This window comes from Burkholderia latens (assembly GCF_902499045.1).
Taxonomy (GTDB): Bacteria; Pseudomonadota; Gammaproteobacteria; order Burkholderiales; family Burkholderiaceae; genus Burkholderia; species Burkholderia latens.
The window spans coordinates 127,719-150,644 of sequence record NZ_CABVPL010000001.1; the positions used below are offsets into that span (position 1 = coordinate 127,719).

Consider the following 22,926-nt stretch of genomic DNA (forward strand, 5'->3'; position numbering starts at 1 on the left):
GGCCGCGGCCGGCCCCCATCACGCGATGACATCGACTGCACTCAACCCGCCGCGTTCCGGTTCGCTTCGATCACGGTCAACGCCGTCATGTTCACGATCCGCCGCACGGTCGCGCTCGACGTGAGGATGTTCACCGGCGCATTGACGCCCAGCAGGAACGGCCCGACCGCAACGTTGCTGCCGGCTTCCGTCTTCAGCAAGTTGTAAGCGATGTTCCCCGCATCGACGTTCGGACATACGAGCAGGTTCGCCGCGCCCTTCAGCGGCGACATCGGCAGCAGCCGCGCACGCAGCGCTTCATCGAGCGCACAGTCGCCGTGCATCTCGCCGTCGGCTTCGATATCCGGCGCGTGCGCACGAATGATCTCGAGCGCCCTGCGCATCTTCGGGCCCGACGCCGCGCTGCCCGATCCGAAATTCGACCGCGACAGCAGCGCAGCCTTCGGCGTCAGGTTCAGCCATTCCATCTGCCGCGCGGCCGCGATCGTGAATTCGGCGATCTGCTCGGCATCCGGGTTGTCGTTCACGTGCGTATCCACGAGCGCGACCGTCCGCTGATTGAGCAGCAGGATATTCATCGCCGCGTACGTCGATGCATCGGGCTTCCTGCCGATCACTTCGTCGACGAAGCGCAGGTGATTGTGATATTCGCCCACCGTCCCGCAGATCATCCCGTCCGCATCGCCGAGCCGCACCATCATCGCGCCGATCAGCGTCAGGCGACGGCGCATTTCGACGCGCGCCATCTCCTTCGAAATCCCGTCGCGGCAGCGCAGTTCCCAATACGTGGTCCAGTATTGCGGGAAGCGCTCGTCATATTCCGGATTCGTCACCTCGACGTCCTGACCGAGGCGCAGCCGCAGCCCGAATCGCTCGATCCGCGCGAGCAGCACCTCGGGACGGCCAACCAGGATCGGACGCGCGAGCTTCTCGTCGACGATCACCTGCACCGCGCGCAGCACGCGCTCGTCCTCGCCTTCGGTGAACACGATGCGCGCCTTGCCGCCGTCGCGCACGAGCTGGCGCGCGGTCGCGAACAGCGGCTTCATGAACGCGCCGGAGTGGTAGACGAACTGCTGCAGCTGCTCGACATACGCGTCGAGATCCGCGAGCGGACGCGTCGCCACGCCGCCTTCGATCGCCGCCTTGGCGACGGCCGGCGCGATACGCACGATCAGGCGCGGATCGAACGGCTTCGGAATCAGGTATTGCGGACCGAACGACACTTCGTCGCCGCCATAGGCCGCCGCGACGATGTCGTTCTGCTCTTCCTGCGCGAGGCCCGCGATCGCGTGAACCGCGGCGATTTCCATTTCGCGCGTGATCGTCGTGGCGCCCACGTCCAGCGCGCCGCGGAAGATGTACGGGAAGCACAGCACGTTGTTGACCTGGTTCGGGAAATCCGAGCGGCCGGTGGCGATCACGACGTCGTCGCGCGTCGCATGCGCGAGTTCGGGGAAGATCTCCGGCGTCGGGTTCGCGAGCGCGAGAATCAGCGGCCGCGCGGCCATCGCCTTCAGCATCTCCGGTTTCAGAATGCCGCCGACGGACAGCCCGAGGAACACATCGGCGCCGCCGATCACGTCGGCGAGCGTGCGCGCATCTGTTGCCTGCGCGAAGCGCTCCTTGGCCGGGTCCATCAGCGTGGTGCGGCCGCGATAGACGACGCCTTCGATGTCCGTCGCCCAGATGTTCGCGACGGGCAGCCCGAGGTCGACGAGCAGATCCAGGCACGCGAGCGCGGCTGCGCCGGCGCCCGACGTGACCACCTTCACTTCCTCGATCGACTTGCCGACCACCTTCAGCCCGTTGATGAACGCGGCGGCGACGGTGATCGCGGTGCCGTGCTGGTCGTCGTGGAACACGGGAATCTTCATGCGCTCGCGCAGCTTGCGCTCGACGGTGAAGCATTCCGGCGCCTTGATGTCCTCGAGATTGATCCCGCCGAACGTCGGCTCGAGGCCGGCGATGATGTCGACGAGCTTGTCCGGGTCGGTCTCGTTGATCTCGATGTCGAACACGTCGATGCCGGCGAATTTCTTGAACAGCACGGCCTTGCCTTCCATGACCGGCTTCGACGCGAGCGCGCCGATGTTGCCCAGACCCAGCACCGCGGTGCCGTTGGTGATGACGCCCACCAGATTCCCGCGGCTCGTGAAGCGGTGCGCGTTCAGCGGTTCGGCCGCGATCGACTCGCAGACGCTCGCGACGCCCGGCGTGTAGGCCAGCGCGAGATCGCGCTGCGTCACGAGCGGCTTGCTGGCGACGACGGAGATTTTCCCCGGGGTCGGAAACTCGTGATAGTCGTACGCGGCCTGCTGCTGGGTCTCTGTCTGTTTCATGTTTTTCGGTCCGGGCGTGCGCGTCAGGCCAGCCCCGACGCGATCCATGGAGGTGATTCTAGGGATCAGCCATAAGGAGATGATTCTGTTTTAATATCGGTCCATCACTTTTTCATGATGGTGTCGCCGTCCGGCAATGACTTTCGACGCGAACGATGTGGTGAGGCGCCTTGGCGCGCGCCTGAAGATGCGCCACCTGATGCTGCTGCTGCAGATCCAGCAGCACGGGTCGCTGACGCGGGTCGCCGAGCACATGGCCAGCAGCCAGCCGGCCGTGACGAACGCGCTGTCGGAACTGGAAAGCATGTTCGGCACGCCGCTGTTCGAGCGCTCGTCGCGCGGGATGCGGCCGACCGCGCTCGGCTCGGTCGTGCTCGAGCGGGCCAGGGCGATGCTGAAGGACCTCGACCATCTCGCTCGCGAGATGGAGGCAGTCTCGGCCGGCCATGCGGCGCACCTGCATATCGGCGTGATTCCGTTCATTTCGGGCCAGATGCTGTCGGCGGCGCTGAAGCGCTTGCAATCCCGGATGGAGCGGCGCCTGACGGTGACGATCCACGAAGGCACGAGCGACCAGTTGCTGCTGCAGCTGAAGGACCACAGCGTCGACCTGGTGATCGGGCGCGCGTCGTCGGCGGTCGATCTCGGACAGGTGTCGTTCGAAGTGCTGTACCAGCAGCAGCCGCGGATGATCGCGAGCCGGCGCCTCGCGGCGAAACTGGCGCGCACGAGGCTCGACTGGGAGAAGCTGCGTGCGCTCGACTGGATCCTCGGCGCGCCGCATACGCCGATGCGCGAGCAGGTGACCGACCTGTTCCTGTCGGCGGGCATCGCGCCGCCGGTGCCGATCGTCGAGAGCTACTCGTCGAAGCTGATCGGCGAAATGATTGCGTCGAGCGACGACGCGGTGTCGATCGTGCCCGCCGATATCGCGGAAGAAATGGTGCGCATCGCCGGCGTCGCGATCGTCCCTTACTCGCTGGTGTGGACGCTGCCGCCGATCGCGCTGTTCACGCGCTCCGCCGAATCGCATGCGCCGACGCGCGATCTGCTCGTCCAGGCGCTGCGCGAGATCTGCCGCGAAACCTACGTCGAAGTGCCGCGGTAACGCATCGCGAACCGGTCCGAATCCGCGTGGCCGGCAGCCGCATCGCGGCCGCGCGAACGGCGCCCCGCCGCGGCGCGTCCTCTTGCAGCCCCGACGCCGCATCCGGACAAACCCGTCTTCGCCAAAATCCGGCCGGAACCCGCGCCACGCAAGACGAAGCTCGCCTGTAGTGGTTTCCACTCATAGTCGCAAATAGTCAAGAATTGGTCGCCGGCGGTCGTCTTGCGGCCAATATGGCTCGTTACTTTTACTTCCACGATGCAGGCCGGGACGCACTCCGCGAACCCGTCGGACATCGGTCCAACCGAAGGGGAGAAACCATGAAGTCGACAAAGATCGCCGCACTCGTCGCGGCCGTGCTGGCGACCGGCGCATTCACGACCGCGGCGCAGGCCGAAACGGATGCCGCGACCTGCCGCAACGTGCGTTTCGCGGACATCGGCTGGACCGACATCACGTCGACGACGGCGCTCGCGTCGACGGTATTCGAGGGGCTCGGCTACAAGCCGACGACGACGATCGCGTCGGTGCCGATCTCGTTCGCCGGGCTGAAGAGCAAGCAGCTCGACGTGTCGCTCGGCTACTGGTGGCCGGTGCAGCAGAAACAGCTGCAGCCGTTCCTCGACAGCAAGTCGATCAACGTCGTCGAGCCGCCGAACCTGTCGGGCGCGAAGGCGACGCTTGCGGTGCCGAGCTACGAATACCAGGCCGGCCTGAAGACCTTCGACGACATCGCGAAACACCGCGCGGAACTCGACGGCAAGATCTACGGGATCGAGCCGGGCAGCAGCGCGAACGCGACGATCCAGAAGATGATCGACACGAATCAGTACGGGCTCGGCGGCTTCAAGCTGGTCGAGTCGAGCGAGGCAGGGATGCTCGTGACCGTCGAGCGCGCGATCCGCGAGAAGAAGTGGGTCGTGTTCCTCGGCTGGGAACCGCATCCGATGAACATCCAGATCAGCATGAACTACCTGTCCGGCGGCGACGCGGCGTTCGGTCCGAACTACGGCGAAGCGCGCGTGTACACGCTGACGGCGCCCGACTTCATCTCGCGCTGTCCGAACGCGGGCAAGCTGGTCGAGAACCTGCGCTTCACGACGCAGCTCGAGAACCAGCTGATGCAGTCGGTGATGAACAAGACGAAGCCCGCCGACGCGGCGAAGGCATACCTGAAGAAGAATCCGCAGGTGCTCGATGCGTGGCTCGCCGGCGTCAAGACCTTCGACGGCAAGGACGGGCTGCCGGCCGTGAAGGCCTATCTCGGCCTGTAACGGCCCGTGAGCGCCGCGAGCATGCGGCGCTCGGCGACGAATCATCTGCAGTACGACGGAAATCGGGCGATGTAAATCGCATCAAGCACGAATCGAGCGAGGGCTCCCAGCATGAACAACGAAGTCATCATCACCTGCGCGGTCACTGGCGCGGGCGATACGGTCGGCAAGCATCCGGCGATTCCGGTCACGCCGAAGGAAATCGCGGCCGCGGCGATCGAGGCCGCGAAGGCCGGTGCGACGGTCGCGCATTGCCACGTGCGCGATCCGCAGACGGGCCGCGGCAGCCGCGATCCGAACCTGTACCGCGAAGTCGTCGATCGCATTCGCTCGGCCGACGTCGACGTGATCATCAACCTGACGGCCGGCATGGGCGGCGATCTGGAAATCGGCCCGGGCGAAGACCCGATGCGCTTCGGCAAGGGCACCGATCTCGTCGGCGGCCTCACGCGCCTCGTGCACGTCGAGGAACTGCTGCCTGAAATCTGCACGCTCGATTGCGGCACGCTGAATTTCGGCGACGGCGACTACATCTACGTGTCGACGCCCGCGCAACTGCGCGCCGGCGCGAAGCGTATCCAGGAACTCGGCGTGAAGCCGGAGCTGGAGATCTTCGACACGGGCCATCTGTGGTTCGCGAAGCAACTGTTGAAGGAAGGGCTGCTCGACGATCCACCGCTGTTCCAGCTGTGCCTCGGCATTCCGTGGGGCGCGCCGGCCGACACCGGCACGATGAAGGCGATGGTCGACAACCTGCCGCCGGGCGCGCACTGGGCCGGCTTTGGGATCGGCCGGATGCAGATGCCGATGGTCGCGCAGGCGATGCTGCTCGGCGGTCACGTGCGCGTTGGCCTCGAAGACAACATCTGGCTCGATCGCGGCGTGCATGCGACCAACGGCACGCTCGTCGAGCGCGCGCGGGAAATCATCGAACGGCTCGGCGGCCGCGTGCTGACACCGGCCGAAGGCCGCCGCAAGCTCGGCCTGCCCGCGCGCGGCGAGCGTCCGCTCGAACGCCGTGCGGTGGCCGAATTCGCGTGAGTTGCGGCGGCCGATCCCGATTCATGATCGCGGCGCGCACGAGCGTGGCCGCGATCCGATTTTCCTCGATTGGAAGGATGCGTTGATATGGCAGTGAAGACCGACATCAAGACGTTCGCCGCGATCGGCACCGGCGTGATCGGCAGCGGATGGATTTGCCGTGCGCTCGCGCACGGTCTCGACGTAGTCGTGTGGGACCCGGCGCCCGGCGCCGAAGCGCGGCTGCGCGCGAACGTCGCGAATGCGTGGCCCGCGCTGGAGCGCGTCGGCCTCGCGCCGGGCGCCGATCCCGCGCGGCTGCGCTTCGAATCCACGATCGAAGCGTGCGTCGCCGACGCGGATTTCATCCAGGAAAGCGCGCCCGAGCGCGAGGCGCTGAAGCTCGAACTGCACGAGCAGATCAGCCGCGCGGCGAAGCCGGACGCGATCATCGCGTCGTCGACGTCGGGGCTGCTGCCCACCGACTTCTATGCGCGGGCGACGCATCCGGAGCGCTGCGTGGTCGGCCACCCGTTCAATCCGGTCTACCTGTTGCCGCTCGTCGAGGTGCTCGGCGGCGCGCGCACGTCGCCGGAAGCGGTCGAAGCCACGATGGACATCTATCGCAAGCTCGGCATGCGGCCGCTGCACGTGCGCAAGGAGGTGCCGGGCTTCATCGCCGACCGGCTGCTCGAGGCGTTGTGGCGCGAGGCGCTGCATCTTGTCAACGAAGGCGTCGCGACGACCGGCGAGATCGACGACGCGATCCGTTTCGGCGCGGGCATCCGCTGGTCGTTCATGGGCACGTTCCTGACCTATACGCTCGCAGGCGGCGATGCGGGCATGCGACACTTCATGCAGCAGTTCGGCCCCGCGCTCGAGCTGCCATGGACGAAGCTGGTCGCGCCGAAGCTGACCGACGCGCTGATCGACAGCGTCGTCGAAGGCACGAGCGAGCAGCAGGGCACGCGCAGCATCAAGGAACTCGAGCGCTATCGCGACGAGTGCATCACCGAGGTGCTGAAGGCGATCGCCGCAGTGAAGGCGCGGCACGGAATGCGATTCGAGGACTGAACGAACATGACCGGCGATACCCCGCTGACGATCTACCGCGACGTCGTACGGCCCGAGTGGGTCGACTACAACGGCCACCTGCGCGACGCGTTCTATCTGCTGATCTTCAGCTTCGCGACCGATGCGCTGCTGGACCGCATCGGTCTCGACGACGCGGCGCGCCGCGAGCGGGGCCGCTCGGTCTACACGCTCGAGGCGCACGTGAACTATCTGCACGAGATCAAGGAAGGCACGCGCGTGCGTGTCGATGCGCGGGTGCTCGCGCACGACGCGAAGCGCGTGCATCTTTACCTCGAACTGTTCGCGGACGGGCATGACGGCGCGGTGTCGGCGAGCGAGCAGATGCTGTTGCACGTCGACACGCGCGACGGCGCGAAATCGGCGCCGTTCGATGACGACGTCGCCGTGCGCGTGGCCGAACTGCATGCGTTGCAGCGCGATTGCGCGGCGCCCGCGTACGCGGGGCGCGAGATCGGCTTGCCGCCGCGCCGTTAGTGCGGCGACGTTCGACGCCAAACGTTCAACCGTCGATCGCGGAGCGCACCTGATGCTCGAACCGGAAATCGCGGCGTTCGTCGCGTCGGTGGACGCCGTGTATCCGGCCGATACGGCGGCGCGTCCTTTCGACGAGCAGCGCCGTCTCTACGATCGCTTCGCGGCCGCATGGACGCCTGACGAACTGCCCGCCGGCATCGTGCGGCACGACGCGGTGTGGCACGCGGCGGACGGACACGCGATCGCGCTGCGGCGGTATGCGCCGGCACACGCCGCGCCGCGCGGCACCGTGCTGTTCTTTCATGGCGGCGGCTTCGTCGTCGGCTCGCTCGACAGTCACGCGCTGATCACCGCGCAACTGGCGGCCGACACGGGGCTCGCCGTGACCGCTGTCGACTACCGGCTCGCGCCCGAGCATCGCGCGCCGGCCGCGCTCGACGATTGCGTGGCCGTCACGCGCGCCGCGCGCGATGCTACGCACTGGCCGTTCGAAGCATGCACACGACCGCTGACACTCGCCGGCGACAGCGCGGGCGGCAACCTCGCGGCGGCCGTTGCCACGGTGCTGCGCGATGCCGGCGAACGCGGCATCGACGGGATCGCGCTCGTGTATCCGATGCTCGGCTTCGAACCGCAATCGCCGGCGCGCGAAACGGAAGCGCATGCGCCGATGCTGACGCTCGACGACGTCCGTCGCTATCGCGCGTTGTACTGGGGCGGCGCGGACGAAACCGCGCTGAACGGCGATCCGCTGCTGCGCGCGTCGGTGCCGCTCGCGGCGGCGCGCTTCGACGGACTGCCGCCGGTGCTCGCGATCGGCGCGGAACACGATCCGCTGCGCGACGATGCACGCGTCTATGTCGAGCGGATTCTCGCGGCCGGCGGTGCCGCGCGTTACTGGATGGGAAAGGGGCTGGTGCACGGTTGCTGGCGCGCGCTCGGAACGAGCCCGCAGGCTGCGCGGATGCACCGGATGGTCGGCGGGTTTCTGCTCGCACCGCACGCGTAGCGGGCATTTCCAGGAGGCAACGATGCAGGCAGCGCAACAGCGTATCGAGGACTGGCGGACGTTTTCCGCCGACGCGGCCATCGCGGCGGCGGCGATCGGCGATGGAACAGTGGACATCGAGTGGAGCGACGCGCGACGATCGCCGTTTCACTTCGACTGGTTGCGCGACAACTGCGCGTGTTCGGCGTGCGTGCATGGGCTCACGCGCGAACAGGTGTTCGAGATCGCCGATGCGCGCGAGGATCTGTGCGCCGCTGCCGCGCATGTCGAAGCCGACGGCGCGCTGCACGTCGAATGGAACGACGGTCATCGCAGCACCTGGTCGCCAGGATGGTTGCGCGCGCATGCATACGACGATACGTCGCGCGCGGAGCGCCACGCGGCGCACGCGCGGCACGTGTGGACCGGCGACGATGCGACGGCGATCGGCGTGTTCGCGTGGCGCGACGTGATCGAGGACGACGGCGCGTTGTTCGCATGGCTCGCTGCATTGCAGCGCACCGGCCTGACGCTCGTCGAAGGGGTGCCCGCCGAGCGCGGGCGGGTCGGCGAGATCGCGCGCCGTGTCGGCCTGATACGCGAGAGCAATTTCGGCGTGCTGTTCGACGTCGAATCGAAGCCGCGTCCCGACAGCAATGCCTATACGTCGCTCAATCTGCCGCCGCACACCGACCTGCCGACGCGCGAGTTGCAGCCCGGCGTGCAGTTCCTGCATTGCCTCGCGAACGACGCGACGGGCGGCGACAGTATCTTCCTCGACGGTTTCGCGCTCGCCGATGCATTGCGGCGCGAACATCCGGCCGATTTCGCGCACCTTGCGTCGACACCGTTCGAGTTCTGGAACAAGAGCGCGTCCAGCGACTACCGCTGTTCGGCACCGGTGATCGGGCTCGACGCGCGCGGCAACGTGACGGAGGTGCGGGTCGCGAACTTCCTGCGCGGGCCGCTCGATGCGCCGGCCGGATCGGTCGCGGCCGTCTACCGCGCGTACCGGCGGTTTCTCGCGCTCGCGCGCGAGCCGCGTTTTCGCGTGCAGCGACGGCTGCGTGCCGGCGACATGTGGGCGTTCGACAACCGGCGCGTGCTGCATGCGCGCACCGAGTTCGATCCGTCGACCGGCCGCCGGCATCTGCAGGGCTGCTACGTCGATCGCGATGAGTTGCTGTCGCGCTGGCGCGTGCTGTCGCGCGGCCAGCTTGCAGCGCCTGCGGCCGCGATGCCGCGCTGAGCGGCCGCGTACGCCAGTCGGCTTTCGCAGGGGAAAAAGCGCCCGGGCGCAGCGCGGCCGGGCGAAGCCACCCGCTGCCGGGCGGCGGAGGTATGGGTGTCAAAAAAAAAGACGAGCCCGCGTGACGGGCTCGTCCGGATACCGCTTGATCGCGCGATGCGCGGTGCGCCCGCCGGGGGCGCGTCGGCTTACTGGCCGAAGAAGACCGAGTCGCGTGCGTTCGACGACGTTGCGGCAGCCGGGGCGCCCGAGTGAACGACCGGCGCCGGTTGCGCGCCGTAGCCGCTGGGGTCGGCACCATGAACACGCGCTTCCGCCGACTGGATGTCGTTCGGGTAGTACGGGCTCGACACGCCCGGCTTGTAGCCGGCTTGTTCGAGCTGAACGAGTTCGTTGCGCACTTGCGCGCGGGTCACGGTGCTTTGTGCGAACGCGCCGAACGAAGCGGACAGGGCGGCAGCAGCAACAACTGCGGAAACGAGCGATTTCATGATGACCTCCGGTGTTTTATCGAGTTCGCTTGCGACACCATGTCTGCAGCGATTGACTAAATCTTAGTCACCGGCCCGTTGAGGGTAAACGCTGATTTTGACGATAAATTGTTTCCGGACGGGTAACAGTGGTGCGTCGTATCACGCTTTCATCAGGCTTTCGTTTCCGAAAGTGCAATAAGTATGAGGAAATCCGAAGCGCCGTGGCGTGCGGTTCAGCGCAGCTCGGCCGCGGCGTCGAACGGTTTGGCCCGCGCTTTCCCGGCCGGTGCGCCCGAACTCAGGAAACGCACGCCGGTGGCCGCTTCGGAGGCTTCCCACAGCAACGCGGCAACGGCTACGTCGCGCGCGGCGCGCGGCACGCGCGCGGCCGCCGGCAGGCCGCGCGCTTCGAACCAGCCGGACGGGCCGATATACGAGCCGCCGGTCAGATCGGGCGACGTCGCCGCATGGATCGCCGGCAACGCACCCTGGTCGGCCGGTTGCGCGAGATACCGGTTCGCAGCGCGCATCAGCGCGGCGCGGGCGGGCGAGCCGTCCATCGCGGGGCCCGCGAACTGCAGATTGGTTGCCGCGTAGCCGGGATGCGCGGCGACGCTGATGCCCGCGAACGCCGCGCGCTGGAAGCGGCGCTGCAGTTCGATCGCGAACACGAGATTCGCGAGCTTGCTGTCGCAGTACGCGAGATACCGGTTGTAGCGGCGCTCGGCGCGCAGATCGTCTACGCGGATCCGGCCGCCGCGGTTGAAGCCGCTCGACATCGTGACGACGCGCGCGCGCCGGGCCGCACGCAGCGCCGGCAGCAGATGGCCGGTCAGCGCGAAATGGCCGAGGTGGTTGGTGCCGAACTGCATTTCGAAGCCGTCGCGCGTGTGGCGCAGCGGCAGGAACATCACGCCGGCGTTGTTGCAGAGGATGTCGACGCGTCCGTGTCGGTCGGACACGTCGGCGGCGAAGCGCTGGATCGACGCGAGATCGGCGAGGTCGAGCGGCTCGACTTCGACGCGCGCGGCGGGATGGAACCGGCGGATCGCAGCGGCGGCTTGCGTCGCACGCGTCGCATCGCGGCAGCCCATCACGACGGTCGCGCCCTTCGCGGCAAGCGTTTCCGCGATATGCCAGCCGAGGCCGCTGTTGGCGCCAGTCACGACCGCGACCTTGCCGCCTTGCGCCGGGACGTGGCGCGCGCTCCATGCATGCATGTCTGCCTCCATCGGCGTGGCCGGGCGCCACGACGCGTTATCGTTACATTGACTGATGTAACGATAATTCGCGCAGGCGGGACAGACAAGCGGAGGAATTAGACCGGCGCTTCTAGGGCGAGCATGCGCATGATGCGCGCTACCCGGACGCGCCGCGGGCGGGCGTTACCGGGTGCCGGCCAGCGCGAGCACTTCGGCGGCGGAAATCATCGCCGCAGCGTTCGCCGGCGCCGGGCGCTCGGCCGGGCGGAACACTTCGTCGCCGCGCTGGATCACCTGGCGCGACAGCGCGCAGGTGCCGCTGCGCTGCGCGAAGCGGCGGCGCCAGCGTTGTTCGCCGTAGTGACAGCGGCCGGGTTCGACCCAGCGGACGACGAGCAGCGTATCGGAACGTTCGAGGATTTCGACGTGAACGTCGGCGGGATCGAGCGCAGGCAGGGATTTGGAGGCCTTCATTTTGCCGTTTCCTAAAGCTCGTGCGGTTTCGGTCGTGGCAGTGGATGTCACTACCCGAGGGCGAATCCGTAGCGGTTTCCATGAGCGGTGCGCTAAATGTAAGCGTCTGTGACCGGAAAAAACATCCTGTCTGGCTCAAATTACCTTTTGCCGATTTAGAAACAATCGCCGCGCATTTTCTTGAAAAAGCCAACGACAAAAGCGCCCCGGACGCGAACGTCCGGGGCAAAGACGGGCCCGCGCCACCGTGTCTGCTCGCTCAGGCACGGGGCGCACCGCGGGGGACGGAGGTGCCCGTCAAGGATCGGCGACGGGCGGTGCGGTGAGCCGGAAAGCGTGGGCCGGCCATGTCATGATCGCGCGCGCATCCCGTTCAGACGCTGACGCGTAGATGACTTTTTTGTCAGTTTCGGCGGCCGGCGGCTCGACGCGAGCGCGGCGCGGCCGGCTGGAATGCCCGCCCATATTGGCTTTGCGGGCGATGCGGCCGCTCGCCGGAGGTCGAAAAGGGCCGTAGCCGAAACCCTTCCCGTCCCAGCCGGCCCGATTCCGTCGATCGGGAAAACACTGAATCGCGCGTTCGTGACAAATCGGGATTCTGTTTCTATGATTGGTTGGACCTTTAGTCCTTTGTGCCAATCGGCCGACTGGCGGCCGGCTTTTCGGGAGAACTGCTCATGAGATTGCAGGGCAAGCGAGCGCTGGTGACGGCGGCCGGGCAGGGTATCGGCCGCGCGACTGCGCTGCGGTTCGCAAGCGAGGGGGCCGACGTGCTCGCGACCGACATCAACGAAGCCGCGCTCGCGCAGCTCGCCGCCGACGCCGAGCGTGCCGGCGGCCGGCTCGCCACGCGGCGGCTCGACGTGACCGACGCGCGCGACATCGCGGCGCTCGCCGCGCAGGAACGCGCGTTCGACGTGCTGTTCAACTGCGCGGGCTTCGTGCACCACGGCTCGATTCTCGACTGCGACGACGACGCGTGGGCGTTCTCGCTGAACCTGAACGTCACGTCGATGTACCGGCTGATCCGTGCGCTGCTGCCCGCGATGCTGGACGCGGGCGGCGCGTCGATCATCAACATGGCGTCGGCCGCGTCGAGCGTGAAGGGCGTGCCGAACCGCTTCGTCTACGGGACGACCAAGGCGGCCGTGATCGGCCTGACGAAGTCGGTTGCCGCCGATTTCGTCGAGCAGCGCATTCGCTGCAACGCGATCTGTCCGGGCACGATCGAATCGCCGTCGCTGGAGCAGCGCATCGCCGAGCAGGCGCGCGCGCGCCAGGTGTCGATCGACACCGTGCGCGAGGCGTTCGTCGCGCGTCAGCCGATGGGGCGCATCGGCACCGCCGACGAAGTCGCCGCACTCGCTTTGTATCTCGCGTCGGACGAATCGTCGTTCACCACCGGCGCGATTCACCTGATCGATGGCGGCTGGTCGAACTGACCTTGTCCACCGGCCGCGCCTCCTGTTCACTTCCTGCTTCCGCTTAAACGACATGAAACTGCTGAGATTTGGCGACAAACACCAAGAGAAACCCGGCCTGCTCGACGCGCAGCGCAAGATTCGCGACCTGTCGGGCGTGATCGACGACGTCGCCGGCGACGCGCTGACGCCCGCGTCGCTCGCGCGGCTGCGCGACATCGATCCGTCGTCGCTGCCGCTCGTCGACGGCACGCCGCGGCTCGGCGCGTGCGTCGGCCGCGTCGGCAAGTTCATCTGCATCGGCCTTAACTATTCGGACCATGCGGCCGAATCGGGCATGGAAGTCCCGAAGGAGCCGGTCGTGTTCGGCAAGTGGACGAGCGCGATCTCGGGCCCGAACGACGACGTCGAGATTCCGCGCGGATCGGAAAAGACCGACTGGGAAGTCGAGCTCGGCGTCGTGATCGGCAAGGGCGGCCGCTATATCGACGAAGCCGATGCGATGGCGCACGTCGCCGGCTATTGCGTGGTGAACGACGTATCGGAACGCGAATACCAGCTCGAGCGCGGCGGCACGTGGGACAAGGGAAAGGGCAACGACACGTTCGGCCCGATCGGCCCGTGGCTCGTCACGGCGGACGAAGTGCCCGATCCGCACGCGCTGCGGCTGTGGCTCGAGGTGGACGGCCACCGCTATCAGAACGGCTCGACCGCGACGATGGTGTTCCGCGTGCCGTATCTGATCAGCTACCTGAGCCGTTTCATGAGCCTGCAGCCGGGCGACGTCATCTCGACCGGCACGCCGCCGGGCGTCGGCCTCGGGCAGAAGCCGCCCGTCTATCTGCGCGCCGGGCAGGTGATCACGCTCGGCATCGACGGGCTCGGCGAGCAGCGCCAGCGCACCGTGCAGGCGTGATTCCCTTCAACGGAAGATTCGTCATGCCTATCATTCGATCGATGCGCGTCCTCGACGTGCGCTTCCCGACCTCGCGCCAGCTCGACGGTTCCGATGCGATGAATCCGGACCCCGATTATTCGGCCGCATACGTCGTGCTCGAAACCGACCACGACGGGCTCGAAGGTCACGGGCTCACGTTCACCATCGGGCGCGGCAACGAAATCTGCTGCGCGGCGATCGATGCGATGCGTCACCTCGTCGTCGGCCTCGATCTCGACTGGATTCGTGCGGACATGGGCCGCTTCTGGCGGCACGTGACGTCGGACAGCCAGCTGCGCTGGATCGGCCCCGACAAGGGCGCGATCCACCTCGCGACCGGCGCGGTCGTCAACGCGGTGTGGGACTTGTGGGCGAAGGCTGCGGGCAAGCCGTTGTGGCGGCTCGTCGCCGACATGCGCCCCGAGGAACTCGTGCGCGCGATCGATTTCCGCTATTTGACCGACTGCCTGACGCAGGACGAAGCGCTCGACATCCTGCGCCGGCAGGCACCGGGGAAGGCCGCGCGAATCGCGGCGCTCGAGCGCGACGGCTACCCGTGCTACACGACGTCGGCCGGCTGGCTCGGCTACAGCGACGACAAGCTGCGCAGGTTGTGCCGTGAGGCGGTGGACGCCGGTTTCGAATACGTGAAGCTGAAGGTCGGTGCGAACCTGGACGACGACATCCGCCGCGTGACGATCGCGCGTGAAGTGATCGGCCCCGATCGCAAGCTGATGATCGACGCGAACCAGGTGTGGGAAGTCGACGAGGCAATCGACTGGGTGCGCGAGCTCGCGTTCGCGAGGCCGTGGTTCATCGAGGAGCCGACGAGCCCCGACGACGTAGAAGGGCATCGCAAGATCCGCGACGCAATCGGCCCCGTGCAGGTCGCGACCGGCGAGATGTGCCAGAACCGCGTGCTGTTCAAGCAGTTCATTGCGCGCGGCGCGATCGACGTCGTGCAGATCGACGCGTGCCGGCTCGGCGGCGTGAACGAGATTCTCGCGGTGTTGCTGCTGGCCGCGAAGTACGGCCTGCCGGTGTGTCCGCATGCGGGCGGCGTCGGGCTGTGCGAGTACGTGCAGCATCTGTCGATGATCGACTACGTGTGCGTTTCCGGCACGAAGGAAGGGCGCGTGATCGAGTACGTCGATCACCTGCACGAGCATTTCGTCGAACCCTGCGTCGTGCGCGGCGCGGCGTACATGCCGCCGACGGCGCCCGGATTCTCGATCGAGATGAAGCCGGAATCGCTGGAGCAGTACCGGTTCCGCGGCTGAAGCACGCGGCATGCGACGGCGGCACGCTGCACGGCGATGCACCGTGCGCGGCGACAACATGAACGACGGAGACGCGAAGTGGATCTGAATCTGCAACACAAGGTCGTGATCGTGACCGGCGGCGCGTCGGGCATCGGCGCCGCGATCTCGATGCGGCTGGCCGCCGAAGGCGCGATTCCGGTGGTGTTCGCGCGCCACACGCCGGACGACGGCTTCTGGCGCGAACTCACGCAGAAACAGCCGCGCGCCGCATGCGTGACCGCCGAACTGCAGGACGACGCACAGTGCCGCGACGGCGTCGCGCAGACCATCGCCCGTTTCGGCCGCATCGACGGGCTCGTCAACAACGCGGGCATCAACGACAGCATCGGGCTCGACGCCGGCCGCGACGCGTTCGTCGCATCGCTGGAGCGGAACCTGGTCCACTACTACGTGATGGCGCATTACTGCGTGCCGCATCTGAAAGCGACGCGCGGCGCGATCGTCAACATCTCGTCGAAGACGGCCGTCACCGGGCAGGGCAACACGAGCGGCTATTGCGCGTCGAAGGGCGCGCAGCTTGCGCTGACGCGCGAATGGGCCGTCGCATTGCGCAACGACGGCGTGCGCGTGAACGCGGTGATCCCGGCCGAAGTGATGACGCCGCTCTACCAGAGCTGGATCGCCGGCTTCGACGACCCGCAAGCGAAAGTCGCGGAAATCGCCGGCAAGGTGCCGCTCGGCAAGCGCTTCACGACGGCCGGCGAGATTGCGGACACGGCCGTGTTCCTGCTGTCGGAGCGCGCGTCGCACACGACGGGCCAGTGGCTGTTCGTCGATGGCGGCTATACGCATCTCGATCGCGCGATCGGCTGAGGACGGCGACCCATGCAACCCGATTCGAACCAGAGCCCGAACACCGCCGCGCCGCCGTTGATCGAGCTGACCGGTGTCAGCAAGCGCTTTCCCGGCGTGCAGGCGCTCGACGATTGCCGGTTCGACCTGCGCGCCGGCGAAGTACATGCGCTGATGGGCGAGAACGGCGCCGGCAAATCGACGTTGATGAAGATTCTCGCCGGCGTCTATCAGAAGGACGAGGGCGAGATCCGGATGGACGGCCGTGCGGTGGAGATCGCCGATCCGCGTGCCGCGCAGGCGCTCGGGATCGGCATCATCCATCAGGAGCTGAACCTGATGAATCACCTGAGCGTCGCGCAGAACATCTTCATCGGCCGCGAGCCGCGCGGACGCTTCGGCGTGTTCGTCGACGAAGAGAAACTCAACCGCGACGCCGCCGCGATCTTCGCGCGGATGCGGCTCGATCTCGATCCGCGTACGCAGGTCGGCCGGCTGACGGTCGCGAAGCAGCAGATGGTCGAGATCGCGAAGGCGCTGTCGTTCGATTCGCGCGTGCTCATCATGGACGAGCCGACTGCCGCGCTGAACAACGCGGAGATCGCCGAGCTGTTCCGGATCATCCGCGACCTGCGCGCGCACGGCGTCGGCATCGTCTACATCTCGCACAAGATGGACGAGTTGCGGCAGATCGCCGATCGCGTGACGGTGATGCGCGACGGCAAGTACGTCGCGACCGTGCCGATGGCCGGCACGTCGATGGAGTCGATCATCGCGATGATGGTCGGCCGCCAGCTCGATACGCAGTTCCGCGCGCCGCCCGATACGGCGAACAACGCCATCGCGCTCGAAGTGCGTGGGCTGTCGCGCGGCCGTGCGATCCGCGACGTCGGCTTCACGCTGCGGCGCGGCGAGATTCTCGGCTTCGCGGGGCTGATGGGCGCGGGCCGTACCGAGGTCGCGCGCGCGGTGTTCGGTGCGGACCCGGTCGACGCGGGCGAGATCCGCGTGCATGGCAAGACCGTGACGATCCGCACGCCGGCGGACGCGGTCCGGCACGGGATCGGTTATCTGTCCGAGGACCGCAAGCATTTCGGGCTCGCGGTCGGGATGGACGTGCAGAACAACATCGCATTGGCCAGCATGCGGCGCTTCGTGCGCCGCGGGATGTTCGTCGATGCGCGCGGGATGCGCGACACCGCGCGCGCGTACGTGCGGCAGCTGGCGATTCGCACGCCGTCGGTCGCGCAGCCCGCGCGGCTGCTGTCGGGCGGCAACCAGCAGAAGATCGTGATCGCGAAGTGGCTGCTGCGCGACTGCGACATCCTGTTCTTCGACGAGCCGACGCGCGGCATCGACGTCGGCGCGAAAAGCGAGATCTACAAGCTGCTCGACGCGCTCGCCGCCGACGGCAAGGCGATCGTGATGATCTCGTCCGAGCTGCCCGAGGTGCTGCGGATGAGCCACCGGATTCTCGTGATGTGCGAAGGGCGCGTGACCGGCGAATTGCGCGCGGCCGACGCCACGCAGGAAAAGATCATGCAGCTCGCGACGCAGCGCGAGTCGACCGTATTGTCCTGATTGTTCCGATTCAGACGCTTACCGATCATGTCCAACGATACGCATCCCGTTCCGCCCCTTGCCACCGGCGACACGCCGGCCGGCGCATCGGGCCTGCGCGCCCGCTTCTTCAACCCCGCCGCGCGGCAGAAGCTGCTCGCGTTCGCGAGCCTCGTGCTGCTGATCGTGTTCTTCAGCTTCGCGTCGTCGAACTTCCTCGAGGTCGACAACCTCGTCGCTATCCTGCAGGCCACCGCGGTGAACGGCGTGCTCGCGGTGGCTTGCACGTACGTGATCATCACGTCGGGCATCGATCTGTCGGTCGGCACGCTGATGACGTTCTGCGCGGTGATGGCCGGCGTCGTGCTGACGAAGTGGGGCATGCCGCTGCCGCTCGGGATCCTGGCCGCGCTGGGCTTCGGCGCGCTGTCGGGCAGCGTGTCGGGCTTCGTGATCGCGAAGATGAAGGTGCCGCCGTTCATCGCGACGCTCGGGATGATGATGCTGCTCAAGGGGCTGTCGCTCGTGATCTCCGGCACGCGGCCGATCTACTTCAACGACACGCCGGGCTTCACGTCGATCGCGCAGGATTCGCTGATCGGCAACCTGATTCCCGCGCTGCCGATTCCGAACGCGGTGCTGATCCTGTTCCTCGTCGCGATCGGCGCGTCGATCGTGCTGAACCGCACGATCTTCGGCCGCTACACGTTCGCGCTCGGCAGCAACGAGGAGGCGTTGCGGTTGTCCGGCGTGAACGTCGATGCATGGAAGATCGCCGTCTACACGTTCAGCGGCGCGGTGTGCGGAATCGCCGGGCTGCTGATCGCGTCGCGGCTGAACTCCGCGCAGCCGGCGCTCGGGCAGGGCTACGAGCTCGATGCGATCGCGGCCGTCGTGATCGGCGGCACGTCGTTGTCGGGCGGCGCGGGCAGCATCGTTGGCACCATCATCGGCGCGTTCATCATGAGCGTGCTGACCAACGGCCTGCGCATCATGTCCGTCGCGCAGGAATGGCAGACCGTCGTGACGGGCGTGATCATCATCCTCGCCGTCTACGTGGACATCCTGCGCCGGCGCCGCCGCTGACGCACGCGCAAGAACGGACGAACACGGGCACACAGGCGCTTCACCGCCGGCCGGGCCGGCATTTCAGTCGATACCAACCAAGGAGACGCGAAGTGATCAGGAGCAAGGTGTTGAACGCGATCGTCGGGCTGACGTTCGCCGTCGGCGTGACGGCCGGCGCGCATGCGCAGGAAAGCTATATTCCGCTGATCTCGAAGGGCTTCCAGCATCAGTTCTGGCAGGCCGTGAAATCCGGCGCGATGCAGGCCGCGAAGGACTACAAGGTGAAGGTGACGTTCGAAGGTCCGGAGACCGAAGCAATGGTCGACAAGCAGATCGACATGCTGTCCGCCGCGATCGCGAAGAAGCCGGCCGCGCTCGGCTTCGCCGCGCTCGACAGCAAGGCCGCGCTGCCGCTGCTGAAGAAGGCGCAGGCCGAGAAGATCCCCGTGATCGCGTTCGACTCGGGTGTCGACAGCGACATCCCGGTGACGACCGCGTCGACCAACAACAAGGCCGCGGCGGCCCTTGCCGCCGACAAGCTCGCCGCGCTGATCGGCGACGAAGGCGAGGTGGCGGTGGTCGCGCACGACCAGACGAGCCGCACCGGCATCGACCGCAGGGACGGCTTTCTCGAACGGATGAAATCCGCGCATCCGAAGGTGCGGGTCGTGACCGTGCAATACGGCGAAGGCGATCAACTGAAGTCCACCGAAGTGACGAAGTCGATCCTGCAGGCGTATCCGAAGCTCAAGGGCTTGTTCGGCACCAACGAAGGTTCGGCGATCGGCGTGGTCAACGGCGTGCGCGAGATGAAGCGCAAGGTCGTGATCGTCGGCTACGATTCCGGCAAGCAGCAGAAGGACGCGATCCGCAGCGGCCTGATGGCCGGCGCGATCACGCAGAACCCGATCGGGATCGGCTACAAGACGGTTGAGGCGGCCGTGAAGGCGATCAAGGGCGACAAGCTGCCGAAGGTCATCGATACCGGCTTCTACTGGTATGACAAGACCAACATCGACGACCCGAAGATCGCGGCGGTGCTGTACGACTGAGCGCGATGCGGCGCGCGACGGCGAAACACGAGGACACCATGGGCACAGTGCGTATCGATTCCCATCAGCACTTCTGGCGTTACCGCGCGGCCGACTATCCGTGGATCGGCCGCGGGATGGGCGTGCTCGCCCGCGATTACCTGCCCGACGCGCTGTGGCCGCAGATGCACGCGCAGGCGCTTGGCGCGTCGATCGCGGTGCAGGCGCGCAGCGGGCGCGACGAGACCGCGTTCCTGCTCGATCTTGCGCGAGACGACGCGCGCATCGCGGCGGTGGTCGGGTGGGAGGATCTCGGTGCGCCGGAGCTGGCCGAACGTATCGCCGAATGGCGCAGCCCGAAGCTGCGCGGCTTTCGTCATCAGCTGCAGGACGAAGCCGACGTCGCCGCGTTCGTCGCGGATCCCGCGTTCGATCGCGGTGTCGCATGGCTGCAGAAAAACGGCTACGTGTACGACGTGCTCGTGTTCGAACGTCAGTTGCCGGACGTGCACGCATTCTGTTCGCGGCACGACGCGCACTGGCTCGTACTCGATCATGCGGGCAAGCCCGCGCTCGCCGAGTTCGATCGCGACGCAACGGCGTTCGCGCGCTGGCGCGCCGGCCTGCGTGAACTCGGCGCGCTGCCGCACGTCGTGTGCAAGCTGTCGGGGCTCGTGACGGAGACGGACTGGCGGCGCGGCCTGCGCGGGCAGGATGTCCGCCATATCGAGCAATGCCTCGACGCGGCGCTCGATGCGTTCGGGCCGCAACGGCTGATGTTCGGCTCGGACTGGCCCGTGTGCCTGCTTGCGGCGTCGTACGACGAAGTGGCATCGCTCGTCGAGCGTTGGGCCGAAGCGCGGTTGTCGGCGGCCGAGCGCAACGCGTTGTGGGGCGGCACGGCCGCACGCTGCTATGCGGTGCCGGGCGATGCCGGGCCCGGCAGATAAAATAGGCGCGAACGGCCCGGTCCGCGTGCTTCATTCGTCAGGCCGTCCGCAACGCAACCGCTTACCTGTATCAACGTATGTCCATCCAGCCGATTCAGAACCGCCGCCTGTACCAGCAGATCGCCGACAAGCTCAGCACGATGATCGAGTCCGGCGATTTCCCGCCGGGCAGCTACCTGCCGCCCGAGCGTGAACTGGCCGAACGGTTCGGCGTGTCGCGCACGTCGGTGCGCGAGGCGCTGATCGCGCTCGAGGTGAACGGGCTCGTCAGCGTGCGCGTCGGCGACGGCGTAAAGGTGCGCCAGCCGGAGGCGGCCGCCGCCCCGGCGCCGCGGATCGACACGAAGGTCGCGCCGTTCTCGATCGTCGAGATCGATCCGGAGCTCGGCATCGAGCTCGACCTCGATACCGAGATTCCGCCGTTCGCGCTGCTGCAGGCGCGCCGGCTGATCGAGCCGGAGGCTGCGGCGCTTGCTGCCACGCACGGCTCGGACGCGCAGATCGAAGGGATTCACGACGCGTTCCTGCGCAACCAGGAAGACAACCGCAGCGGTTCGCTCACGCATCCGGGCGACCGGCTGTTCCATATCCGTATCGCGGAAGCGAGCGACAACGCGGCTTACGCGCTGATGATCAAGCAGTTGCTCGCGCACAAGTACGACCCGATGTTCCAGCGGCTGCAGTCGCTGTACATGCCGAACGACATGCCGCACCGGTCGGAACTCGAACACCGGGCGATCCTCGACGCGATCCGCGCGCGTGACCCCGAGGCCGCGCGTCGTGCGATGGCCAGGCATCTCGACGAGGTGATCGCGATCTTCGGCCGCGCGCTCGACTGAGCGCGGGCGGTCGGACGTTCGGGCGTCGAGACTCAGAAGCGGTCGGCGCGGTACGGCGTCGGGTCGGTGAACGGTGTCTCGCCGGTCATCATTTCCGCGAGCAGGCGGCCGGACACGGGGCCGAGCGTCAGCCCGTGATGGTTGTGGCCGAACGAAAACCACAGCCCGCGATGCGCGGGCGCGGGGCCGATCACCGGCCGCATGTCGGGCGTGCAGGGGCGGAAGCCGAGCCACGGTTGCGGATCGAGCCGCTCGCCGAAGCCGAAAACCGGGCGCGCGATGCGTTCCGCGCGATCGAGCTGCACGCCTGTCGGCGGCACGCCGCGCCGTGCGATTTCCACCCCCGTCGTCAGCCGCAGGCCGCGCCGCATCGGCGCGATCACGTACCCGTATTCGCGATCGACGATCGGCGCCGACGGCGTGCCGCGTTCGGACGGCGCGTAGTGCATGTGATAGCCGCGCTTCTCGCGCAGCGGAATCTTGTAGCCGAACTTGCCGAACACCGTGTCCGACCACGGGCCGAGTGCGACGACCACGGACGGCGCGGCGATTTCGCCTTCGTCGGTCATCACCTGCCAGCCGGGCGACAGCGCGTCGACGCTTGCGGCGTCGCCGGTGAGCAGTGTGCCGCCGCCTTGCACGAACAGTTGCGCGTAGGTTTTGACGAGCGCGGACGGATCGACGACGCTTTTCGGATCGAGCCAGTGCAGCGCACCGCAGAAGCCCGGTGCGAGGCTCGGCTCCTGTGCGCGGAGCGCGGCGGCATCGAGCGGCGTGATGCCGAGCCCGTGGCGGCGCGCGGTGAGCCCCGCATCGGCGACCGCGCGCTCGAACGCGGACGGCGTGCGGAACGCTTCCATCCAGCCGCTTGCGCGCACCAGTTCACCCGCGCCGGCGCGCGCGATCAGCGCGTCGTGCTCGACGATGCAGCGCTCGATCAGCGGCAGCATGTCGCGCGACGCTGCGGCGTGACGCATCGGCGCGGATTCCCACCAGAAACGCGCGAGCCACGGCGCGAATGCGGGTAGCGACGTGCTGTGCCAGTAAAGATCGGTCGAGCGGTTCAACGCGTAGCGCATCAGCGTGAACGGGCTGCGCGGGAACGGATACGGCTCGATCGACGAGCGCTCGATCAACCCCGCGTTGCCGAAGCTCGTGCCTTCGCCGGGTGCGCCGCGGTCGACGAGGGCGACCTTGCGGCCGCGATCCTGCAGGTGCAGTGCGGCGGAGACGCCGACGATGCCTGCGCCCAGAACGATTACGTCGAAGTCCATGAGGGAAGACGAAATAAACGGTTGACGGTTGAC

21 protein-coding genes are annotated in these 22,926 nt (G+C 67.2%); 16 read left to right on the forward strand and 5 right to left on the reverse strand.

Annotated elements, in window-relative coordinates; translation table 11 throughout:
* Positions 1–41: 41 nt before the first annotated feature.
* Positions 42–2,342 carry an NADP-dependent malic enzyme gene (locus tag BSE24067_RS00575; protein ID WP_151062787.1) on the reverse strand — a complete coding sequence of 767 codons (2,301 nt, stop codon included), beginning with the start codon at positions 2,340–2,342 and terminating at the stop codon, positions 42–44.
* 136 nt (positions 2,343–2,478) lie between these two features.
* On the opposite strand from BSE24067_RS00575, the gene BSE24067_RS00580 reads away from it, so the two are divergent.
* The 7 genes from BSE24067_RS00580 (at position 2,479) to BSE24067_RS00610 (ending at position 9,550) form a co-directional block, all read left to right on the forward strand.
* Entirely contained in the window at positions 2,479–3,450 is a 972-nt protein-coding gene (locus BSE24067_RS00580; RefSeq protein WP_151062786.1) for a LysR substrate-binding domain-containing protein, read from the forward strand.
* A gap of 320 nt (positions 3,451–3,770) precedes the next feature.
* Entirely contained in the window at positions 3,771–4,724 is a 954-nt protein-coding gene (locus tag BSE24067_RS00585; protein ID WP_151062785.1) for a choline ABC transporter substrate-binding protein, read from the forward strand.
* A 111-nt stretch (positions 4,725–4,835) separates the two neighbouring features.
* Positions 4,836–5,765 (forward strand): 3-dehydrocarnitine:acetyl-CoA trimethylamine transferase CdhC, encoded by a 930-nt coding sequence (gene cdhC / locus BSE24067_RS00590; protein ID WP_151062784.1) that lies wholly within the window; start codon positions 4,836–4,838, stop codon positions 5,763–5,765.
* 87 nt (positions 5,766–5,852) lie between these two features.
* Complete coding sequence (locus BSE24067_RS00595; RefSeq protein ID WP_151062783.1) at positions 5,853–6,818, forward strand: L-carnitine dehydrogenase; 966 nt, start codon at positions 5,853–5,855, stop codon at positions 6,816–6,818.
* A gap of 6 nt (positions 6,819–6,824) precedes the next feature.
* Positions 6,825–7,313, forward strand: a complete 489-nt coding sequence (locus BSE24067_RS00600) for a thioesterase family protein (RefSeq protein ID WP_151062782.1) — start codon at positions 6,825–6,827, stop codon at positions 7,311–7,313.
* Positions 7,314–7,365: 52 nt separating this feature from the next.
* Positions 7,366–8,322: an alpha/beta hydrolase gene (locus BSE24067_RS00605; RefSeq protein ID WP_151062781.1), complete on the forward strand. Its 957-nt coding sequence runs from the start codon at positions 7,366–7,368 to the stop codon at positions 8,320–8,322.
* A 22-nt stretch (positions 8,323–8,344) separates the two neighbouring features.
* Positions 8,345–9,550 (forward strand): TauD/TfdA family dioxygenase, encoded by a 1,206-nt coding sequence (locus tag BSE24067_RS00610; RefSeq protein WP_151062780.1) that lies wholly within the window; start codon positions 8,345–8,347, stop codon positions 9,548–9,550.
* Positions 9,551–9,738: 188 nt separating this feature from the next.
* Here the strand turns inward: BSE24067_RS00610 and BSE24067_RS00615 are convergent, their stop codons facing one another.
* The 3 genes from BSE24067_RS00615 to BSE24067_RS00625 all read right to left on the reverse strand — a co-directional run bounded on the left by BSE24067_RS00615 (position 9,739) and on the right by BSE24067_RS00625 (position 11,699).
* Positions 9,739–10,041, reverse strand: a complete 303-nt coding sequence (locus tag BSE24067_RS00615; RefSeq protein ID WP_151062779.1) for a DUF4148 domain-containing protein — start codon at positions 10,039–10,041, stop codon at positions 9,739–9,741.
* Between the two features lie 215 nt (positions 10,042–10,256).
* Positions 10,257–11,243 carry an oxidoreductase gene (locus BSE24067_RS00620; RefSeq protein ID WP_151062778.1) on the reverse strand — a complete coding sequence of 329 codons (987 nt, stop codon included), beginning with the start codon at positions 11,241–11,243 and terminating at the stop codon, positions 10,257–10,259.
* A gap of 165 nt (positions 11,244–11,408) precedes the next feature.
* Positions 11,409–11,699, reverse strand: a complete 291-nt coding sequence (locus tag BSE24067_RS00625) for a DUF3331 domain-containing protein (protein ID WP_151062777.1) — start codon at positions 11,697–11,699, stop codon at positions 11,409–11,411.
* Positions 11,700–12,376: 677 nt separating this feature from the next.
* On the opposite strand from BSE24067_RS00625, the gene BSE24067_RS00630 reads away from it, so the two are divergent.
* From BSE24067_RS00630 to BSE24067_RS00670, 9 genes are all read left to right on the forward strand, one after another.
* Complete coding sequence (locus BSE24067_RS00630; RefSeq protein ID WP_151062776.1) at positions 12,377–13,141, forward strand: SDR family oxidoreductase; 765 nt, start codon at positions 12,377–12,379, stop codon at positions 13,139–13,141.
* 52 nt (positions 13,142–13,193) lie between these two features.
* The gene (locus BSE24067_RS00635; RefSeq protein ID WP_151062775.1) at positions 13,194–14,036 is read left to right on the forward strand and encodes an ureidoglycolate lyase; all 843 of its coding nucleotides are present in this window, start codon (positions 13,194–13,196) and stop codon (positions 14,034–14,036) included.
* A gap of 23 nt (positions 14,037–14,059) precedes the next feature.
* Positions 14,060–15,337 (forward strand): L-fuconate dehydratase, encoded by a 1,278-nt coding sequence (locus BSE24067_RS00640; RefSeq protein ID WP_151062774.1) that lies wholly within the window; start codon positions 14,060–14,062, stop codon positions 15,335–15,337.
* Positions 15,338–15,415: 78 nt separating this feature from the next.
* The gene (locus BSE24067_RS00645; protein WP_151062773.1) at positions 15,416–16,192 is read left to right on the forward strand and encodes an SDR family oxidoreductase; all 777 of its coding nucleotides are present in this window, start codon (positions 15,416–15,418) and stop codon (positions 16,190–16,192) included.
* Between the two features lie 12 nt (positions 16,193–16,204).
* Positions 16,205–17,752 carry a sugar ABC transporter ATP-binding protein gene (locus BSE24067_RS00650; protein WP_151062772.1) on the forward strand — a complete coding sequence of 516 codons (1,548 nt, stop codon included), beginning with the start codon at positions 16,205–16,207 and terminating at the stop codon, positions 17,750–17,752.
* Positions 17,753–17,779: 27 nt separating this feature from the next.
* A complete protein-coding gene (locus tag BSE24067_RS00655) occupies positions 17,780–18,817 on the forward strand; it encodes an ABC transporter permease (protein ID WP_151062771.1) in 1,038 nt (345 codons plus the stop codon).
* Between the two features lie 92 nt (positions 18,818–18,909).
* Positions 18,910–19,851, forward strand: coding sequence for an ABC transporter substrate-binding protein (locus BSE24067_RS00660; RefSeq protein ID WP_151062770.1), 942 nt, complete (start codon positions 18,910–18,912; stop codon positions 19,849–19,851).
* A gap of 38 nt (positions 19,852–19,889) precedes the next feature.
* The gene (locus tag BSE24067_RS00665) at positions 19,890–20,780 is read left to right on the forward strand and encodes an L-fucono-1,5-lactonase (protein ID WP_151062769.1); all 891 of its coding nucleotides are present in this window, start codon (positions 19,890–19,892) and stop codon (positions 20,778–20,780) included.
* 77 nt (positions 20,781–20,857) lie between these two features.
* Positions 20,858–21,619 (forward strand): FadR/GntR family transcriptional regulator, encoded by a 762-nt coding sequence (locus BSE24067_RS00670; protein ID WP_151062768.1) that lies wholly within the window; start codon positions 20,858–20,860, stop codon positions 21,617–21,619.
* A gap of 32 nt (positions 21,620–21,651) precedes the next feature.
* Here the strand turns inward: BSE24067_RS00670 and BSE24067_RS00675 are convergent, their stop codons facing one another.
* A complete protein-coding gene (locus BSE24067_RS00675) occupies positions 21,652–22,893 on the reverse strand; it encodes an NAD(P)/FAD-dependent oxidoreductase (RefSeq protein ID WP_151062767.1) in 1,242 nt (413 codons plus the stop codon).
* Positions 22,894–22,926: the final 33 nt, after the last annotated feature.

What these genes read in the sequence shown, in the direction of transcription:
- BSE24067_RS00595 (WP_151062783.1), top strand. Translation starts at nt 5,853, where the DNA reads ATGGCAGTGAAGACCGACATCAAGACGTTCGCCGCGATCGGCACCGGC.
- BSE24067_RS00575 (WP_151062787.1), bottom strand. Translation starts at nt 2,342, where the DNA reads ATGAAACAGACAGAGACCCAGCAGCAGGCCGCGTACGACTATCACGAG.
- BSE24067_RS00635 (WP_151062775.1), top strand. Translation starts at nt 13,194, where the DNA reads ATGAAACTGCTGAGATTTGGCGACAAACACCAAGAGAAACCCGGCCTG.
- BSE24067_RS00650 (WP_151062772.1), top strand. Translation starts at nt 16,205, where the DNA reads ATGCAACCCGATTCGAACCAGAGCCCGAACACCGCCGCGCCGCCGTTG.
- BSE24067_RS00610 (WP_151062780.1), top strand. Translation starts at nt 8,345, where the DNA reads ATGCAGGCAGCGCAACAGCGTATCGAGGACTGGCGGACGTTTTCCGCC.
- BSE24067_RS00675 (WP_151062767.1), bottom strand. Translation starts at nt 22,893, where the DNA reads ATGGACTTCGACGTAATCGTTCTGGGCGCAGGCATCGTCGGCGTCTCC.
- BSE24067_RS00620 (WP_151062778.1), bottom strand. Translation starts at nt 11,243, where the DNA reads ATGCATGCATGGAGCGCGCGCCACGTCCCGGCGCAAGGCGGCAAGGTC.
- BSE24067_RS00605 (WP_151062781.1), top strand. Translation starts at nt 7,366, where the DNA reads ATGCTCGAACCGGAAATCGCGGCGTTCGTCGCGTCGGTGGACGCCGTG.
- BSE24067_RS00615 (WP_151062779.1), bottom strand. Translation starts at nt 10,041, where the DNA reads ATGAAATCGCTCGTTTCCGCAGTTGTTGCTGCTGCCGCCCTGTCCGCT.
- BSE24067_RS00630 (WP_151062776.1), top strand. Translation starts at nt 12,377, where the DNA reads ATGAGATTGCAGGGCAAGCGAGCGCTGGTGACGGCGGCCGGGCAGGGT.
- BSE24067_RS00625 (WP_151062777.1), bottom strand. Translation starts at nt 11,699, where the DNA reads ATGAAGGCCTCCAAATCCCTGCCTGCGCTCGATCCCGCCGACGTTCAC.
- cdhC (WP_151062784.1), top strand. Translation starts at nt 4,836, where the DNA reads ATGAACAACGAAGTCATCATCACCTGCGCGGTCACTGGCGCGGGCGAT.
- BSE24067_RS00640 (WP_151062774.1), top strand. Translation starts at nt 14,060, where the DNA reads ATGCCTATCATTCGATCGATGCGCGTCCTCGACGTGCGCTTCCCGACC.
- BSE24067_RS00600 (WP_151062782.1), top strand. Translation starts at nt 6,825, where the DNA reads ATGACCGGCGATACCCCGCTGACGATCTACCGCGACGTCGTACGGCCC.
- BSE24067_RS00580 (WP_151062786.1), top strand. Translation starts at nt 2,479, where the DNA reads ATGACTTTCGACGCGAACGATGTGGTGAGGCGCCTTGGCGCGCGCCTG.
- BSE24067_RS00670 (WP_151062768.1), top strand. Translation starts at nt 20,858, where the DNA reads ATGTCCATCCAGCCGATTCAGAACCGCCGCCTGTACCAGCAGATCGCC.
- BSE24067_RS00585 (WP_151062785.1), top strand. Translation starts at nt 3,771, where the DNA reads ATGAAGTCGACAAAGATCGCCGCACTCGTCGCGGCCGTGCTGGCGACC.
- BSE24067_RS00655 (WP_151062771.1), top strand. Translation starts at nt 17,780, where the DNA reads ATGTCCAACGATACGCATCCCGTTCCGCCCCTTGCCACCGGCGACACG.
- BSE24067_RS00665 (WP_151062769.1), top strand. Translation starts at nt 19,890, where the DNA reads ATGGGCACAGTGCGTATCGATTCCCATCAGCACTTCTGGCGTTACCGC.